This window comes from Kosakonia sp. H7A (genome assembly GCF_003028445.1).
GTDB classification, from domain to species: Bacteria; Pseudomonadota; Gammaproteobacteria; order Enterobacterales; family Enterobacteriaceae; genus Kosakonia; species Kosakonia radicincitans.
The window spans coordinates 153547-167947 of sequence record NZ_PYTZ01000003.1; the positions used below are offsets into that span (position 1 = coordinate 153547).

Sequence of the window (14401 nt, forward strand, 5' to 3'; positions counted from 1 at the left end):
GTGTGATGCGTTAAATAGAGCGGTTTACTGACGCCCGGAATGGCCAAAGCCGCCTTCGCCGCGTTCAGTCGCGTCGAACTCTTCCACCAGATTAAATTCTGCCTGCACAACTGGTACAAACACCATTTGCGCGATGCGTTCGCCCGGAACGATAGTGAAGCTGTCCTGCCCGCGGTTCCAGACGGAAACCATCAGTTGCCCCTGATAATCCGAGTCAATCAGACCAACCAGATTACCCAGCACCACGCCATGCTTATGGCCCAGCCCTGAACGCGGCAGAATAACCGCAGCGAGCGACGGATCGGCAATATGGATTGCCAGACCGGTTGGCAGCAACGTTGTTGCGCCTGGCGCCAGCTCTACGGCGTCGTCGAGACAGGCGCGCAGGTCAAGTCCGGCGGAACCGGAGGTGGCATAAGTCGGTAGCGGAAATTGCTTGCCGACACGCGGGTCCAGAATCTTAACGTCGATTTTTTTCATCATAACGGGTAACTATCTCGTCCAGTAATTGGTGTCCCAGAAGTTCTTTGCGTTCCAGCGGCAGACGTTTGTCGCCCTCCTGCCAGAAAAGATGTAGTGCGTTGTTGTCGCTATTAAAGCCTTGATCTGATTGTGAAACATCGTTAGCGCAAATCAGGTCAAGGTTTTTGCGGGCGCGTTTCTGCCGGGCATATTCTTCCACATTATTTGTTTCGGCGGCAAACCCCACGACAAAGGGGCGATGGGCAGAAAGTGCGGCTACGCCAGCGACGATATCCGGGTTTTTTACCATTTTTATCGTGATTTCATCGCCTTGTTTTTTAATTTTCTCTTCCGCCACACTGGCCGCGCGGTAATCCGCGACGGCGGCACAGCCGATAAAAATGTGCTGCTGCTGCGCACTACGCTGCACGGCTGCTTCCATCTCCAGCGCGGTGGTGACATCTATGCGTTGCACCAGCGCAGGTGTCGGTAGCGTGACCGGGCCTGCAACCAGCGTGACGTTCGCTCCGCGGCTGGCGGCGGCGGCGGCAATGGCGAAGCCCATCTTACCGGAACTGAGATTAGTAATGTAACGCACAGGATCTAACGGCTCACGGGTCGGGCCGGCGGTAATCATGATGTTCAGATGTTGCAGATCTTTGACAGGCGAAAAATACGCGGCTGCCATATCGACGATCGTCAGCGGATCCAGCATGCGGCCAGGGCCGACATCGCCACAGGCCTGACTACCGCTGTCCGGCCCCCACAGCAGCAGACCGCGTGAGGCCAGCACCTGCAAATTATGCTGGGTTGCTGCGGCACGATACATTTGCTGGTTCATCGCTGGTACTACCGCGACAGGCGAAGGGGTGGCGAGGCAAATCGTGGAAACCAGGTCGTTGGCCATTCCGGCGGCGACGCGGGCAATCAAATCGGCGGTGGCGGGCGCCAGAATCACCAGGTCGGCCCATTTACCCAGCTCGATATGGCCCATTGCCGCTTCGGCAGCGGGATCGAGCAGGCTGTCGGAAACCGGATTCCCGGAAACGGCTTGCAGGCTCAGCGGGGTGATGAAGGCTTTGGCGCCTTCGGTCATTACCACGCGAACTTCCGCGCCGCGATCGCGCAGACGGCGCACCAGCTCAGGCGTTTTGTAAGCCGCAATACCGCCGCTTACGCCGAGGACAATTTTTTTACCCGCCAGACTGATCATGATTCTTTCCTGTTGGATTTCACCAGAAGCTGGGCATTTTATCACAATCCTGATGTTGTCGTGCTTTTGCCCGCAGAGCACTTTGCGAGGCGCTACGCAGGCTTTGAAATTGGTTGTCGAAAGAGGGGGGCGTGAAATGGCAACATAAATGTGGGATCGGGAGGAGGGAATATGGACATTGTTTTGACACCCCAGAAGCCGCGCGAAAAGATGCTGCAGTACGGCATTGAGGCACTATCGGATGTGGAATTATTAGCGCTTTTTCTGCGCACCGGAACGCGAGGAAAGTGTGTATTAACCGTTGCCCGCGAACTGCTGAAGCAATTTGGTTCGCTTTATACATTGCTCTCTTCTGAGCTGGAAGATTTTCAGGATGTACACGGAATCGGTGTGGCGAAATATGCGCAGTTAAGAGGCATCGGCGAGCTGGCGCGTCGTTACTATAATGCGCGCCTGCTGGAAGAGAGCTCGCTGCTAAGTCCTGATATGACGCGTGAATTCCTGCAGAGTCAGTTAGCAGGAGAAGAGCGCGAGATCTTTATGGTGATCCTGATGGATAACCAGAACCGGATACTGAAGCACTGCCGGTTGTTTAGCGGCACCATTAACCATGTCGAAGTGCATCCGCGGGAAATTCTGCGTGAAGCGTTAAAAGTGAATGCAGCCGCTGTGATCCTCGCGCATAATCACCCTTCAGGTAACGCTGAGCCAAGCAAGGCGGATAAGCAAATCACTGAGCGAGTGATAAAATGCTGCCAGTTCATGGGCATCCGTGTGCTTGATCACCTGGTTGTTGGTCGCGGAGAGTGCGTTTCGTTTGCAGAACGCGGCTGGATTTAAGCCATTTTAGGCGATCCATCGGGATCTTTGTCTGTTCGGGACTTGAGCACACCGCCGACTCAGCGTATACTACGCCACCTTTGAGAATCTCGGGTTTGGCATTTGGGCCTGGCAATCGAGAGTTCACTTAGACACTAAATCATTCAAGTTGCATCAGGGCGGCAAGAGAGTGAATCCCCGTGAGCGTATAAGTACGTGACCTGGATAAGCGAGCGCAGCCAACACAGAGGCAGCCGGAAAGATGACGTGTAGAACTGCGATGACCGGGCTGTAAAGCCTGACGAGGCGCCGATACCCCATACGAAGCTCGAGCTAATTTGATTTTTGGAGAATAGACATGTCCCGAGTCTGCCAAGTTACTGGCAAGCGTCCGGTGACCGGTAACAACCGTTCCCACGCACTGAACGCGACTAAACGCCGTTTCCTGCCGAACCTGCACTCTCACCGTTTCTGGGTTGAGAGCGAGAAGCGTTTTGTCACCCTGCGTGTATCTGCTAAAGGTATGCGTGTAATTGATAAGAAAGGCATCGATACAGTTCTGTCTGAACTGCGTGCCCGTGGCGAAAAGTACTAAGTACTTAGAGGATATAAATCATGGCTAAAGGTATTCGTGAGAAAATCAAGCTGGTTTCTTCCGCTGGTACTGGTCACTTCTACACCACCACGAAGAACAAACGTACTAAGCCGGAAAAACTGGAACTGAAAAAATTCGATCCAGTTGTCCGTCAGCACGTGCTGTACAAAGAAGCTAAAATCAAATAATTTTAGTTTTCTTGCACAAAAACCCCGCACTGTCGGGGTTTTTGCATTTCTGATAACCCGCAAGCCGGAGATGAGATGCCTGAATTACCCGAAGTAGAAACCAGCCGCCGGGGTATCGAACCGCACCTGGTTGGCGAAACCATTCTTCATGCGGTGGTACGCAACGGGCGATTACGCTGGCCGGTTTCCGATGAGATCCACGCCCTGAGCGATAAACCGGTGCTGAGTGTTCAGCGCCGCGCGAAATATCTGCTGCTGGAGCTGCCGGATGGCTGGATCATCATCCATCTGGGTATGTCCGGCAGCTTACGCATCCTTCCCCATGAGCTTCCGGCTGAAAAGCATGACCATGTTGATCTGGTGATGAGCAACGGCAAAGTGCTGCGCTACACCGATCCTCGCCGCTTTGGCGCATGGCTGTGGACCAAAGAGCTGGAAGGCCACAATGTGCTGGCACACCTTGGCCCTGAACCGTTAAGCGAAGCCTTTAATACCGATTATTTGCAGCAGAAGTGCGCGAAGAAAAAGACGGCCATCAAACCCTGGCTGATGGATAACAAGCTGGTGGTCGGCGTAGGAAACATCTACGCCAGCGAATCGCTGTTCGCCGCCGGGATCCATCCCGATCGCCTGGCCTCTTCGCTGTCGCGACAGGAGTGTGAAATTCTGGTGAGGGTGATCAAAGCCGTGCTGTTGCGATCCATTGAACAGGGCGGAACCACGCTGAAAGATTTCCTGCAAAGCGACGGGAAACCCGGCTATTTTGCGCAGGAGTTACAGGTGTACGGGCGGGAGGGGGAACCTTGTCGCGTCTGCGGTACGCCGATTATGGCCGCGAAGCACGCACAGCGCTCAACGTTTTACTGTCGCCGCTGCCAGAAATAAGCGCGTTTTTGCTGGATGGCGGCTGCGGGATGCTGTTGTGCTTTGCTAAATAGCGGTCAGGCACACCGGTGTTGCAGGTCTGATAAGCGAAGCGCCATCAGGCACTAAGCTTCTCCAGCAACGCTTGATGCACGTTCGGCGGCAGGAAGTGAGCGACATCGCCCTGATGGCGCGCCACTTCTTTCACCAGCGATGAAGAGATAAACGACCACTCTTTCGACGGCATCAGAAACACGCTTTCCAGTTCCGGCATCAGATGGCGGTTCATATGCGCCAGTTGCATTTCGTACTCGAAATCTGCGACGGCACGCAGACCGCGGATGAGAATATTTGCCTGCTGCGCGCGGGCAAAGTTCGCCATCAAATCACTGAATCCCACCACTGTCACATTTGATAAATGTGCTGTTGCCGATTGCGCCAGCGCTACGCGTTCTTCAAGGTTGAACATCGGCTTCTTACTTGGGCTGGCGGCAATGGCCAGTACAACCTCAGTAAACATGGTCGCAGCGCGGGTCACGATATCGATGTGGCCATTGGTGATCGGATCGAAAGTACCGGGATAAATCGCTTTTGTACTCATCGCTTATTCTTTCTCTGAATAACCGTGGTTCAGCGCCCACAGCTCGGTGTATTTATTAAACGTATACTGCGCGTTAACCACCGCCAGTAGCCAGCCCTGTTTGCCATCGAGCACGCCGCCGCGCAGCAGCAACGTTTTTGCGAATGCGCCCAAAGTATGAGCGAAAATCCCCGGCAGCGAGGTTTTTTTCCCATGCTGATGACGTTCCTGCGCCCACGCCGTGGCGTAATTGAGCTGCTTGCGCTGGAAACTGGCGAAATCACGGCAGGTCAGATGCAGTAAATCACCGCTCAGGGCGATAGTCTGCGCCTGTGGCGCATCGAGTGACTCATGAACGCGGTTATCGTTGTACTGATAACGTTCGCGTTCGTACAGGCGCGTGACGCGATCCGGATACCAGCCGCTGTGGCGCATAAAACGCCCGAGAAAGTAATTGCGACGAGCAATGCTATAAACCGCGCCGGGCTGCGGCGCAGCCAGCGCCTGACGCAGTTGTTCTGCCAGCTCAGGGGTTACGCGCTCGTCGGTATCAATCATCAGAATATAGTCGCCGCTGGCATAACGCTGGGCAATTTGACGCTGAATACCATAACCCTGCCAGTCGGTATGGCTGAAGACTTTAGCACCGGCGCGGCTGGCAATGCCGGGGGTATCATCGCTGCTGCCGGAATCCAGCAGCACGATTTCATCCGCCCAGGCTATGGACGCAAGGCAATCGGGCAGCAGATCCGCCGCATCTTTGGCGATCATCACCACCGACAAACGTCTGGACATTAATGGCTCCGCTGAGGCAAATACGGTTGCAGGAGTTGCAGCAGACGCGCCAGCGCGCCCTGGTTCTGGTGCAGAACCTCAACGGCATGGCGACCGTACCATAAACGGTAGTCTTCATCCGTCAGCAGTGTGGAAACTTCTTTCACCAGCGAATCGGCATCGGTCACAGTGATCAGCCCTTCCGCTTCCTGCAAACGTGCGCAAATGTCTTTGAAGTTAAAGGTATACGGCCCCATCAGCACAGGAATGGCATGGGCAGCGGGTTCCAGAGGATTATGACCGCCGCGCTCAACCAGGCTGCCGCCGACGAAAGCAAGGTCGGCAATGCCGTACAGCAGCATCAGTTCGCCCATGGTATCGCCAATGACCACCTGGGTGCTGCCGGACGGGATCTCGCCCGAGCTGCGCAGGATGTAGCTGAACCCGGCTTTTTGCGTCATGTTGCGCGCATCCGGAAAACGCTCAGGATGGCGAGGAACCAGGATCAGCAGCAAATCGGGGAAGGTTTCCAGCAGCTTGCGGTGCGCCTGTAAAATGATGGTTTCTTCACCTTCATGCGTACTGGTGGCAATCCATACTTTACGGCGCGGCGCCCACTGGCGGCGCAGCGTCACGGCGCGCGCGGCAAGTTCCGGCGTCACAGAAATATCGAACTTCAGGCTACCGGTGACGGTAAGCTGATTACGTTTCAGGCCCAGTTGCAGGAAACGGTCGCCATCTTCCTGGTTTTGCGCGGCAATTAAGGTGATTTTGCTGAGCAAACGACGCATCGCTTTACCCAACCGGGAATAGCCTTTCGCCGAGCGCTCGGAAAGGCGCGCGTTAGCAATTACCAGCGGAATTTTCCGGGCACGAAGGGCGGAAATCATATTCGGCCATAGCTCGGTCTCCATTACGATCACCAGCTTCGGGCGCACGGTATTCAGGAAACGGTTCATGGCGCACGGCAGATCGTAGGGCAAATAAACGTGATGAACGTCTTTACCAAACGCGGACATCACGCGTTCCGAGCCGGTTGGTGTCATGGTGGTGACGGTGATCGGTAATGCAGGGTAGCGATGGCGCAGCGCACGTACCAGCGGGATCGCCGCCAGGGTTTCGCCTACGGAGACGGAATGCAGCAAAATACCGTCCGGCTTCACTTTGTTACGACAAAATCCATAGCGTTCAGCCCAGCGCTTACGGTAAGCAGGGGCTTTGCGGCTGCGAAGTAATAATCGCAACCACACCAGAGGCTGTATTAAGTAAAGCAGGGTGGTATACAACAATTCCAAGCGACTATCCGTTTTTTTAAGATTCGGCGGGCAAATTCTAAGCATTTAGGGCAGCTAAAGCTATACCTTATGCCAGATACCTTTTGAGACGGAAGTAGCGGCGGCCAAGGCGCCAGCGCAAACGTGGACTTTTTGCACTTTTCCAGATGAGCTTCCAGATGCCTTTTTCGAAAAACTCGCGAATGATCATCGCCTTCTTGCTTTCATCCTTCATGTTATCAAAGGTATGGATGATGCCGAGCCCTTCTTTGGCTATCTGCCAGTAACATGCCGGTATATTTTTCACTTTATCCGCATAGCGCTGGTTAATTGCGTCCAGCATTTGCAGGATTTTCATGTAGTGGCGCGCCGAGCGAATCAGCGTGTCGTCAGTGTCCGGCATGTGCGAAACAGATGCTGAGTGGATGTAGTAATCGTAAAATTGCTCGCTGGTATATTGCACGCGCTCGGCAGCGAGCAGAACTTCCGTTGTCCAGGGGATATCCTGGTGGCGAAGACCCGGTTCGAAATGAAAGTTATTCTGAAGAATGAAATCGTGGCGATAGATATTCAGCCAGGTGACATGCAGGAATTTACGCGAATCCAGGGCCTGTTTAAGCCATGCCGGGCCAGTCATGACGCCCGTTGACTGTAACTTTTCAGGCGGAAAAATCGGACGGGTGGGTTTTTTGTCGTTTTCCCAGACATAGTTACCGTTACAGGTCGCAACATCCAGATTCCCCGTGTTGGCCATGTCAAGCAGGCGCTGATACATACCGGGTTTGAAAACGTCATCAATGTCCGGAAAAGAGAGGTATTTTCCCTTTGCGCAGGCAAGCCCGGAATTGCGGGCAACCGATACACCCTGGTTTTCTTGCTCAATAACCTGTAACTGCGGTAGTCGATCGCGCCATTGTTCCACGATCTGCATCGATCCATCCGTAGAACCATCATTGACAATGATCACTTCCATGCTGTCGATTTTTTGTGCGACGAGGCAAGTGAAAAACTGGTCGAGGAACGCTTCGCCGTTATAGACGGCAACCACCACGCTTAACATAGGCGCTGAAATTTGCATAAGAAACCTGATTACTTATTATTTTCCGCCAGAGCAAGATACTGCTGGCAAATCGCGTTGATACCGTAAGATGAAATTTTCTCGCCATCTATTCCCTGGGAATTATTGGCATACATATCGGATAACGTTTTTGCCAGCGACTCGTCGCTCAGGCCGCTAAGGCCGCGAGCAAGTGGCCCTGTCAAAATCTCCGCCGGCCCACCCGGGCAGTTAGTGCTCACCGGTGGCGTCTGGCAGATAATCGCCTCGACCAGAACATTACCAAATCCTTCGCAGTCCGAGCTTAACACTAAGAGGCGAGCACCCTTGATCCAGGGATAGGGGTTAGGTACAAATGAACGAAACACAACCCTGTCAGCGATTCCAAGACTGCCTGCAAGCGCCTTTAACTGGGCGATTTTTGCATCTGAGCCGTTACCCATCATCACTAAAGGCGCCTCGATTTTGCTAAGCGCATAAGCGCGCAGCAAGCGGTCGTGCCTTTTGTGTTCGTGGAAACGCCCAACGTGAATCAGGTAGTCCTGCCCCTGCATTTCAAACGGCTGTTCGGCCAGTTGCTGGATAGCTTCAATATCGAAGGGGTTATGGATAACTGCGCTGCGACGCAGAGGGATTGCCAGCGTGTCGGAAAGATCGTGCAGCACGGCTGACGAGACGGCCACCACATTGCGGTTTTCGTAGGTGTGCCGAATCTTCAGATGCTTAAACCAGCGGGAAAATCCACGGCGGTGGCAAAGATAAGAAAATGAGAACATGCCGTGAATACAAAACCAGACTTTGTCGCGATCAAGCGCGCGGCTGTGGGCAACAATACGGTCGGTTTTATGCAGATGGGAAAAAACAATATCAAACTTTCCGCTACGTTCTGCGGTAGTAATCGCTTCATCTAACAGCTTTGCCCGACGCGGGATCTCTGTCAGCTTGCGCCAGGGTTTTTTGCATTTATCCTGAATTACCTGGAAATCCACACCTTCGGGAATGGGGTAATCGCACACTTTACGCAGTGAGAAAAGCGAGACCTGGTGTCCCATTTCCACTAAGCCGCTGGAGAGCGTGAGGACGGTTTTTTCTGCGCCTCCACCGGGTAAGCCATCAATAATCATCAGGATGCGCATATTAATCCAGAATATTTTGATAAAGCGAAATTAGCTGGCTTGACAGCTTTCCTGGGGTTGAGTCCTTAACCTTATCGCGGGCTTTCCTGCCCATGTCATTACTCTTTTCCAGTGATGGAATGGCCATCACAGCCTCTCTTAACTTGCCGATATCAAGGGCATCACAGAAGAAACCATTACTTCCTTGCTCTATAAATTCCGCTCCACCGCAGCTATCCGAAGTGATGACGGGTAAACCGCATGCCATCGCTTCCAGAATGACGTTTGGGAAAGGATCATACAACGTTGGTAGCAACAGGCCATCGGAAAGTTGATAAAAAGGCAGCGTCTCTTTTTGCATACCCATAAACCGGATCTGTTCTTTACAGCCCAGTGACTGGGTAAGCGCCTGATAACGCTTTTCTGCTTTATCCTGGCCTATGACAACCAGATAAGCCGTAGTTCCTGCTATCGCCTCAATCGCCGCAGCGAGGCCTTTTCGTTCAAAACCCGAGCCAACAAAGCAAAAAACAGTTGCAGCAGCAGGAAGCCCATACTGCTGGCGCAACGCTGCACGCTGCGCGCTCTCCGCCGGAATGAAACGGCTGGAATCTATTGAATTATAAATGACGTGAATCTTTTTTGCGTCAACGGAAAAGTCTTCGATGATTTCTCGCTTAATCATCTCCGCATTGCAGATGACTGCTTTCAGCTCTGGCGACTGATACATTTCGCGTTCGGCGCGCATAACATAGCGGTGATAGCGGTCATGCATCAGCATTTTTGCACGCCAACCGGGAAGAATACGCGAACGCTGCCGGAGCCAACGTTGATGCACGCCGTCGCCGGCGCGATAGATATCGCAACCCGCAATACGCTCGTGACTCTGAACGATATCAAATTGCTGCTCCTGCCATAGCGCGCGCGCAGCGTTAGCAAAGCCCCGTTCCCGGCTAATACGTCCCCATTTGGCGGGATTGCAAATATGAATGTGCCAGTCGTCCTGGCGCTCCCCTTGCCATTCGCGGGTGATGACGTTTAATTCCAGATCCTGATTACCAAGCGCCATGAGCGCACGGGAAACAAAGCGCTCCGCACCGCCATCAGGACGATATTTTTGACGAACAATAGCCAGCCGATGACGTTTCATGCCAGATACCTCTTCGCTGCATCGACAACCGCATCAACGGGGATAGCATCGAGATAACGTTCACTGGTTTTAGTATCAACGGCGTCAGGGTCGGGGAGTGGCCCAAAATTACCCGCCCAGATAACTTCGCCATTAACTTGCCAGGGCGACCAGAAAGTGAGTTTTGACGGGCCGAAAAGCGCAACGCAGGGTGTTTGCAACGCTGCGGCCATGTGCATGGGTACAGAATCAACACCAATAAACAGATCGGCATGGTCGATAAGCGACGCAAGCTGGCGCAGCGAGAGCTGGCCTGCCAGCGAGATAACGCCGTCCTGCGGCGATGCGCTGAGGATCCTGTCGACCATCGACAGCTCTTTTTTATCTGGCCCGGCCGTCAACACAATGGTATGGCCTTCCTGTCGCAGCGCCGTGATAGTTTGCGCCATTTTGTTTTCATCCCAGCACTTGAAGAACCAGCGTGATGTTGGCTGAATAACGATATAGCGATCGCTGACGCCTTGTGCTGTCAGCTGTTGCCGGGCGAAATTCCAGTCATCCGCGCTGTAACTCATCGTCACCGTTGAGACGGGAGGAACCGATAAAGGAGAAAGAATAGATAAATTCTGCTCAACGGTGTGCAGCGCATTGTGGTTTGCAACGGAAACCAGTTCGGTATGACAAAAGCGCCAAAAGGCGTTTTTACGTTTATTGAAGCCGAAGCCGAGACGAACCGGTGCGCCGGTAAAGCGAGTAACGATAGCGCTGCGCCATTGATCGGCAAGGTTTATCACCAGATGATATTGGCGGGCCCTGAGTGCGCACAGTAACTGCCACTCTTTTTGCAAATGTTTGAGCGTACCAAGTTGCTTCCATTTGCGATCGATACCGTAAATCGTATTAATCGCCGGGTGCGCTGCCAGCATATCGCGTGTTTCTTCGTACAGCAGGACATCAATCTGTGCATCCGGCAAGCCCCGGCGAAGCGAGTTTATCACCGGAGTGGTCAGCAACATGTCGCCATGATGACGAAGTTTAATCAATAAAATGCGTAAATCAGGCGTATTCAGTATGTTATTCATCATCGTCTTATCGGCAACAACCTGCCTGCAATTCTAATAGACCTGCTGTTGTCTTGCACTCTTTCTCCATGCCGTCAGGATTTTATCTCTAAGGGTTTACTCATTGTGATGAGAGTGCGTAACATAGCGCTGACCTTTATTTTACCTGGGCTAAATATGGATAAACCGGCGTTTATCATCACGATTGATACAGAGGGTGATAACCTCTGGCAAAATCGCCGCGAGATCAAAACGGAGAACGCGCGGTATCTGGCACGTTTTCAATCATTGTGTGAGCGTTTCGGGTTTAAACCTGTCTGGCTAACCAATTATGAAATGGCAACCGATCCAGCGTTTGTTGAGTTCGCGAAAGACGTCATCGCCCGGGGGGAAGGGGAGGTTGGGATGCACCTGCATGCATGGAATAGCCCCCCGGATCATGATTTAACGGGCGATGACTGGCGCTGGCAGCCCTATCTGATTGAGTATCCCTCGGCAGTATTGCGTGAAAAAGTCTGTTTTATGACGCAGTTACTTGAGGATACATTCAGCACCAAAATGTTGAGCCATCGCGCCGGACGCTGGGCGTTCGACAGCCGCTACGCGAAATTGCTTATCGAACTGGGCTACCAGGTAGACTGTTCGGTCACACCTCGTGTTAACTGGCGTAATGCGAAAGGCGCGCCGCAGGGTTCTGGCGGTACGGATTACCAGCATTTCCCGCAGCATGCCTATTTCATTGATGTTGATGATATTTCTAAGCCCGGAACCAGTTCACTGCTTGAGGTTCCGATGAGCATTCAATATAAGCATCCCGCGTGGCTCAACGTGATTAAGCAGAGCTACGATCGGTTGCGCGGTAAATACCGTTCGCCTTCGGTGAACTGGTTACGCCCTTCCGGCGGAAATACAGCACAGATGATTGATGTTGCGCAAAAATGTCTGGCGCAAGGGAATGGATACGTCGAGTTTATGCTGCATTCATCGGAATTTATGCCGGGCGGCAGCCCAACCTTTAAGGATGAGGCCGCGATTGAGGGGCTGTACCGGGATCTTGAAGAGCTGTTTGAGTGGCTGGCTACCAGAACACAGGGTATGACGCTGGCCGGGTTTTATCAGCAGCAGAAATAAAAAATGCCCGATTTATCGGGCATTTTTTTATCGTCACGCTTCCCTTCGCGAAAAGGATGTGGCCAGCGCAAAGATGGCCATAAAGAATAGCACTGCCTCCGAACTCAGAAGTATGACGTCAGTCATTCCGTACAGTAGTAAAAGCAGCACTGTCACCAGCAGCAGTCCGTTATTATTGCGGATGGCGTAAGAAATCACCGAAATAAAGAAGAATAAGAGCAGCAGCAGCCCCGGGATACCCTGAAGCGAATACTTCTCGATAAATTCATTGTGCAAATGAATCCTGATGTATTCAAGTGAGGCCGCAAGATGCGGATGCCCATCGTTGACATAATTTTGCGACCAGATTTCACGGCTCTCGATGGACTGCCCTAATGGGTGTGCAAGGCCGTTTTGTACGCCAATAATCCACATGGAGAAGCGAGCGCCGAGTGAAGTACTATCCTGACCTTTCTGATAATCCTCAATCTCCGATTGCGTTTGTGCAATCTTAGGCTCAATCAGCGGCTTATAGCTTACGAGAAAAATACCTGCCACGATGCAGCAAAAAATCACCATGGATTTAAGATGGAATTTACGGAAATGGTAAAGTGTCAGCACAATGGCCAGAATTAAATACAGTCCCATAGCCGCTCGCGTACCGGTCAGTAGAATAATGAACCAGGAAAGCAAAATAGTGACGCCAGCCAGCACGTAGAGTTTTACACTTTGCTGCAAATAGAGGCTATAAACGAAGGCCAACGAAAGAACGGAATACACATAGGCGGACACGGTCGCGCGATTAATTGCCATCATAACGCGATCCACGCCCTGTGAGGCTTGCCACAGGCCGTAAGCCGTTGCCAGCGTATAACCCGTAGCTGTGGCGATCAGGAAATATTTCTGGAAGTTCTCTTTGGTTACGTAGTACTTAAATCGATCAATATAGAAAACTAACAAGCTTGCCAGCATCAGCTTCTTGCTGGCGCCAAGGTAGTCGCTATATCTGTTAATGCCTTCCGTCTGGTATTCATAAATGAAGTACCACGCCAGATTTAACACGCCGATAAGTAAAATTGGCAGTGCGATACTAAAAGGACGAAGGGAAATTCGTTTGTACTCAAAAAGTAAGCCAATAATACTGGCGTATACGGCAATATAAAAGCATTGTCTCTGCATGCCTGAATTGACAAGGGCAAGTGCCACCGAGGCAAATGCTAAAACAAGTGTTAACAGATAAAGCCGTAATCTTACTTTTTCCATAGTGCCTCAATGACCCTTTTTTTATAGCTGAAACGAACATCGCTGGACAGATAAAATGAAAGCGAATAAAGCTCACTGACGCGCTGCCTGACTATGAGCAACTGTTTATCAGTAAGATATTTCTTATGATTGCTGTAAATATCAAACCAGTGGCAATTAACCAGGTGCCGGAATTTCCGTGGAAAGGTTTTTTCCATCTGTAACGTACACTCAATAAGCGGCGCAATTTTGCTGGCGCTCAGGGTACTGGAGAGGCTGTCGTTACGTTTAATGTAATAATAATATCCCTGGCGCTGATAAAATATTTTTTTAGCCTGCATCAACATCCCGGGAAATACAGCAAAATCTTCGTAACAAATCATTGAAGGAATGGGATTGCTGTTATAGAGCTCCCGACGGATAAACTGCCCAATAAGATGCGCCTGAAAATCCTTATGGAGCAGAAAACGTCGCACAGCATCATGTGTTGATAACGGTATCGGATTAAAACCCTGCCACGAGGTGGAAATTTTGCTGGTATCGCGGATCTCAAGCAAACGTGTCAACAGCATATCTGGCTGCTGTGCTTTGAGGAAATTTACTGCATCACGCAGACTATTGGGTTTTAGCTGGTCATCACTATCGAGCATTGTGATGTATTCACCCGAGGCCAGAGAAACGGCACTATTACGAACCTGGCCGACATTGCGGTAGTTTACCTGACGGCTAATAACGTGCGGTAATTTATCCTTCCACGTATCAATAATGGTTTGCGTTGCATCTTCTGAGCTGTCGTTAAAAATAATAATTTCGAGCTCTTGAGCGCAGGTATCGATTGCTGCCAGCAGGCTTTCAAGGGTCGCGGTAAGTGTTTTTTCAGCGTTATGTGCTGCGATGATGACGCTAAGAAAAGCCATA

The 14401-nt window shown here is 51.8% G+C and carries 16 protein-coding genes; 5 read left to right on the forward strand and 11 right to left on the reverse strand.

Annotation, left to right across the window (positions count from 1 at the left end):
* Positions 1–24: 24 nt before the first annotated feature.
* Together dut and coaBC are read right to left on the reverse strand one after the other, a co-directional pair.
* A complete protein-coding gene (dut, locus tag CWM66_RS13645) occupies positions 25–483 on the reverse strand; it encodes a dUTP diphosphatase (protein ID WP_035886792.1) in 459 nt (152 codons plus the stop codon).
* Positions 461–1675, reverse strand: a complete 1215-nt coding sequence (gene coaBC / locus CWM66_RS13650; RefSeq protein WP_007369491.1) for a bifunctional phosphopantothenoylcysteine decarboxylase/phosphopantothenate--cysteine ligase CoaBC — start codon at positions 1673–1675, stop codon at positions 461–463. The genes dut and coaBC overlap by 23 nt, the downstream gene beginning before the upstream one ends.
* A gap of 171 nt (positions 1676–1846) precedes the next feature.
* Between coaBC and radC the strand changes: the two genes are divergently transcribed.
* The 4 genes from radC to mutM all read left to right on the forward strand — a co-directional run bounded on the left by radC (position 1847) and on the right by mutM (position 4162).
* Positions 1847–2515, forward strand: a complete 669-nt coding sequence (gene radC / locus CWM66_RS13655) for a DNA repair protein RadC (RefSeq protein ID WP_007369492.1) — start codon at positions 1847–1849, stop codon at positions 2513–2515.
* 337 nt (positions 2516–2852) lie between these two features.
* Positions 2853–3089, forward strand: a complete 237-nt coding sequence (gene rpmB, locus CWM66_RS13660; protein WP_002436699.1) for a 50S ribosomal protein L28 — start codon at positions 2853–2855, stop codon at positions 3087–3089.
* A gap of 20 nt (positions 3090–3109) precedes the next feature.
* Positions 3110–3277, forward strand: coding sequence for a 50S ribosomal protein L33 (gene rpmG, locus CWM66_RS13665; RefSeq protein WP_003024094.1), 168 nt, complete (start codon positions 3110–3112; stop codon positions 3275–3277).
* 75 nt (positions 3278–3352) lie between these two features.
* Positions 3353–4162 (forward strand): bifunctional DNA-formamidopyrimidine glycosylase/DNA-(apurinic or apyrimidinic site) lyase, encoded by an 810-nt coding sequence (mutM, locus tag CWM66_RS13670; RefSeq protein ID WP_007369493.1) that lies wholly within the window; start codon positions 3353–3355, stop codon positions 4160–4162.
* A gap of 97 nt (positions 4163–4259) precedes the next feature.
* On the opposite strand, the gene coaD is transcribed toward mutM, so the two are convergent.
* The 7 genes from coaD to rfaQ all read right to left on the reverse strand — a co-directional run bounded on the left by coaD (position 4260) and on the right by rfaQ (position 11155).
* Positions 4260–4742: a pantetheine-phosphate adenylyltransferase gene (coaD, locus tag CWM66_RS13675; RefSeq protein WP_007369494.1), complete on the reverse strand. Its 483-nt coding sequence runs from the start codon at positions 4740–4742 to the stop codon at positions 4260–4262.
* 3 nt (positions 4743–4745) lie between these two features.
* Positions 4746–5516, reverse strand: coding sequence for a glycosyltransferase family 2 protein (locus tag CWM66_RS13680; RefSeq protein WP_007369495.1), 771 nt, complete (start codon positions 5514–5516; stop codon positions 4746–4748).
* Positions 5516–6790: a lipid IV(A) 3-deoxy-D-manno-octulosonic acid transferase gene (gene waaA, locus CWM66_RS13685; protein WP_007369496.1), complete on the reverse strand. Its 1275-nt coding sequence runs from the start codon at positions 6788–6790 to the stop codon at positions 5516–5518. Before waaA ends, CWM66_RS13680 begins: the two co-directional genes overlap by 1 nt.
* 67 nt (positions 6791–6857) lie before the next feature.
* Positions 6858–7847, reverse strand: coding sequence for a glycosyltransferase (locus tag CWM66_RS13690; protein ID WP_007369497.1), 990 nt, complete (start codon positions 7845–7847; stop codon positions 6858–6860).
* An 11-nt stretch (positions 7848–7858) separates the two neighbouring features.
* A complete protein-coding gene (locus tag CWM66_RS13695; protein WP_035886790.1) occupies positions 7859–8962 on the reverse strand; it encodes a glycosyltransferase in 1104 nt (367 codons plus the stop codon).
* A gap of 1 nt (position 8963) precedes the next feature.
* Positions 8964–10091 (reverse strand): glycosyltransferase family 4 protein, encoded by a 1128-nt coding sequence (locus tag CWM66_RS13700; protein WP_072440419.1) that lies wholly within the window; start codon positions 10089–10091, stop codon positions 8964–8966.
* Entirely contained in the window at positions 10088–11155 is a 1068-nt protein-coding gene (rfaQ, locus tag CWM66_RS13705) for a putative lipopolysaccharide heptosyltransferase III (protein WP_035886789.1), read from the reverse strand. The genes CWM66_RS13700 and rfaQ overlap by 4 nt, the downstream gene beginning before the upstream one ends.
* 153 nt (positions 11156–11308) lie before the next feature.
* Here rfaQ and CWM66_RS13710 point away from each other — a divergent pair, with 153 nt between their 5' ends.
* Positions 11309–12262, forward strand: a complete 954-nt coding sequence (locus CWM66_RS13710) for a polysaccharide deacetylase family protein (RefSeq protein WP_035886859.1) — start codon at positions 11309–11311, stop codon at positions 12260–12262.
* A 33-nt stretch (positions 12263–12295) separates the two neighbouring features.
* On the opposite strand, the gene CWM66_RS13715 is transcribed toward CWM66_RS13710, so the two are convergent.
* Both CWM66_RS13715 and CWM66_RS13720 read right to left on the reverse strand, forming a co-directional pair.
* Complete coding sequence (locus tag CWM66_RS13715; protein WP_035886787.1) at positions 12296–13504, reverse strand: O-antigen ligase; 1209 nt, start codon at positions 13502–13504, stop codon at positions 12296–12298.
* Positions 13492–14400: a glycosyltransferase family 2 protein gene (locus CWM66_RS13720; RefSeq protein WP_107146789.1), complete on the reverse strand. Its 909-nt coding sequence runs from the start codon at positions 14398–14400 to the stop codon at positions 13492–13494. Before CWM66_RS13720 ends, CWM66_RS13715 begins: the two co-directional genes overlap by 13 nt.
* Between the last annotated feature and the right edge of the window lies 1 nt (position 14401).

Bases quoted from the DNA above. Each gene is read 5' to 3' on its own strand.
- dut (WP_035886792.1), bottom strand. From the start codon at position 483: ATGATGAAAAAAATCGACGTTAAGATTCTGGACCCGCGTGTCGGCAAG.
- coaBC (WP_007369491.1), bottom strand. From the start codon at position 1,675: ATGATCAGTCTGGCGGGTAAAAAAATTGTCCTCGGCGTAAGCGGCGGT.
- radC (WP_007369492.1), top strand. From the start codon at position 1,847: ATGGACATTGTTTTGACACCCCAGAAGCCGCGCGAAAAGATGCTGCAG.
- rpmB (WP_002436699.1), top strand. From the start codon at position 2,853: ATGTCCCGAGTCTGCCAAGTTACTGGCAAGCGTCCGGTGACCGGTAAC.
- rpmG (WP_003024094.1), top strand. From the start codon at position 3,110: ATGGCTAAAGGTATTCGTGAGAAAATCAAGCTGGTTTCTTCCGCTGGT.
- mutM (WP_007369493.1), top strand. From the start codon at position 3,353: ATGCCTGAATTACCCGAAGTAGAAACCAGCCGCCGGGGTATCGAACCG.
- coaD (WP_007369494.1), bottom strand. From the start codon at position 4,742: ATGAGTACAAAAGCGATTTATCCCGGTACTTTCGATCCGATCACCAAT.
- CWM66_RS13680 (WP_007369495.1), bottom strand. From the start codon at position 5,516: ATGTCCAGACGTTTGTCGGTGGTGATGATCGCCAAAGATGCGGCGGAT.
- CWM66_RS13690 (WP_007369497.1), bottom strand. From the start codon at position 7,847: ATGCAAATTTCAGCGCCTATGTTAAGCGTGGTGGTTGCCGTCTATAAC.
- CWM66_RS13695 (WP_035886790.1), bottom strand. From the start codon at position 8,962: ATGCGCATCCTGATGATTATTGATGGCTTACCCGGTGGAGGCGCAGAA.
- CWM66_RS13700 (WP_072440419.1), bottom strand. From the start codon at position 10,091: ATGAAACGTCATCGGCTGGCTATTGTTCGTCAAAAATATCGTCCTGAT.
- rfaQ (WP_035886789.1), bottom strand. From the start codon at position 11,155: ATGATGAATAACATACTGAATACGCCTGATTTACGCATTTTATTGATT.
- CWM66_RS13710 (WP_035886859.1), top strand. From the start codon at position 11,309: ATGGATAAACCGGCGTTTATCATCACGATTGATACAGAGGGTGATAAC.
- CWM66_RS13715 (WP_035886787.1), bottom strand. From the start codon at position 13,504: ATGGAAAAAGTAAGATTACGGCTTTATCTGTTAACACTTGTTTTAGCA.
- CWM66_RS13720 (WP_107146789.1), bottom strand. From the start codon at position 14,400: ATGGCTTTTCTTAGCGTCATCATCGCAGCACATAACGCTGAAAAAACA.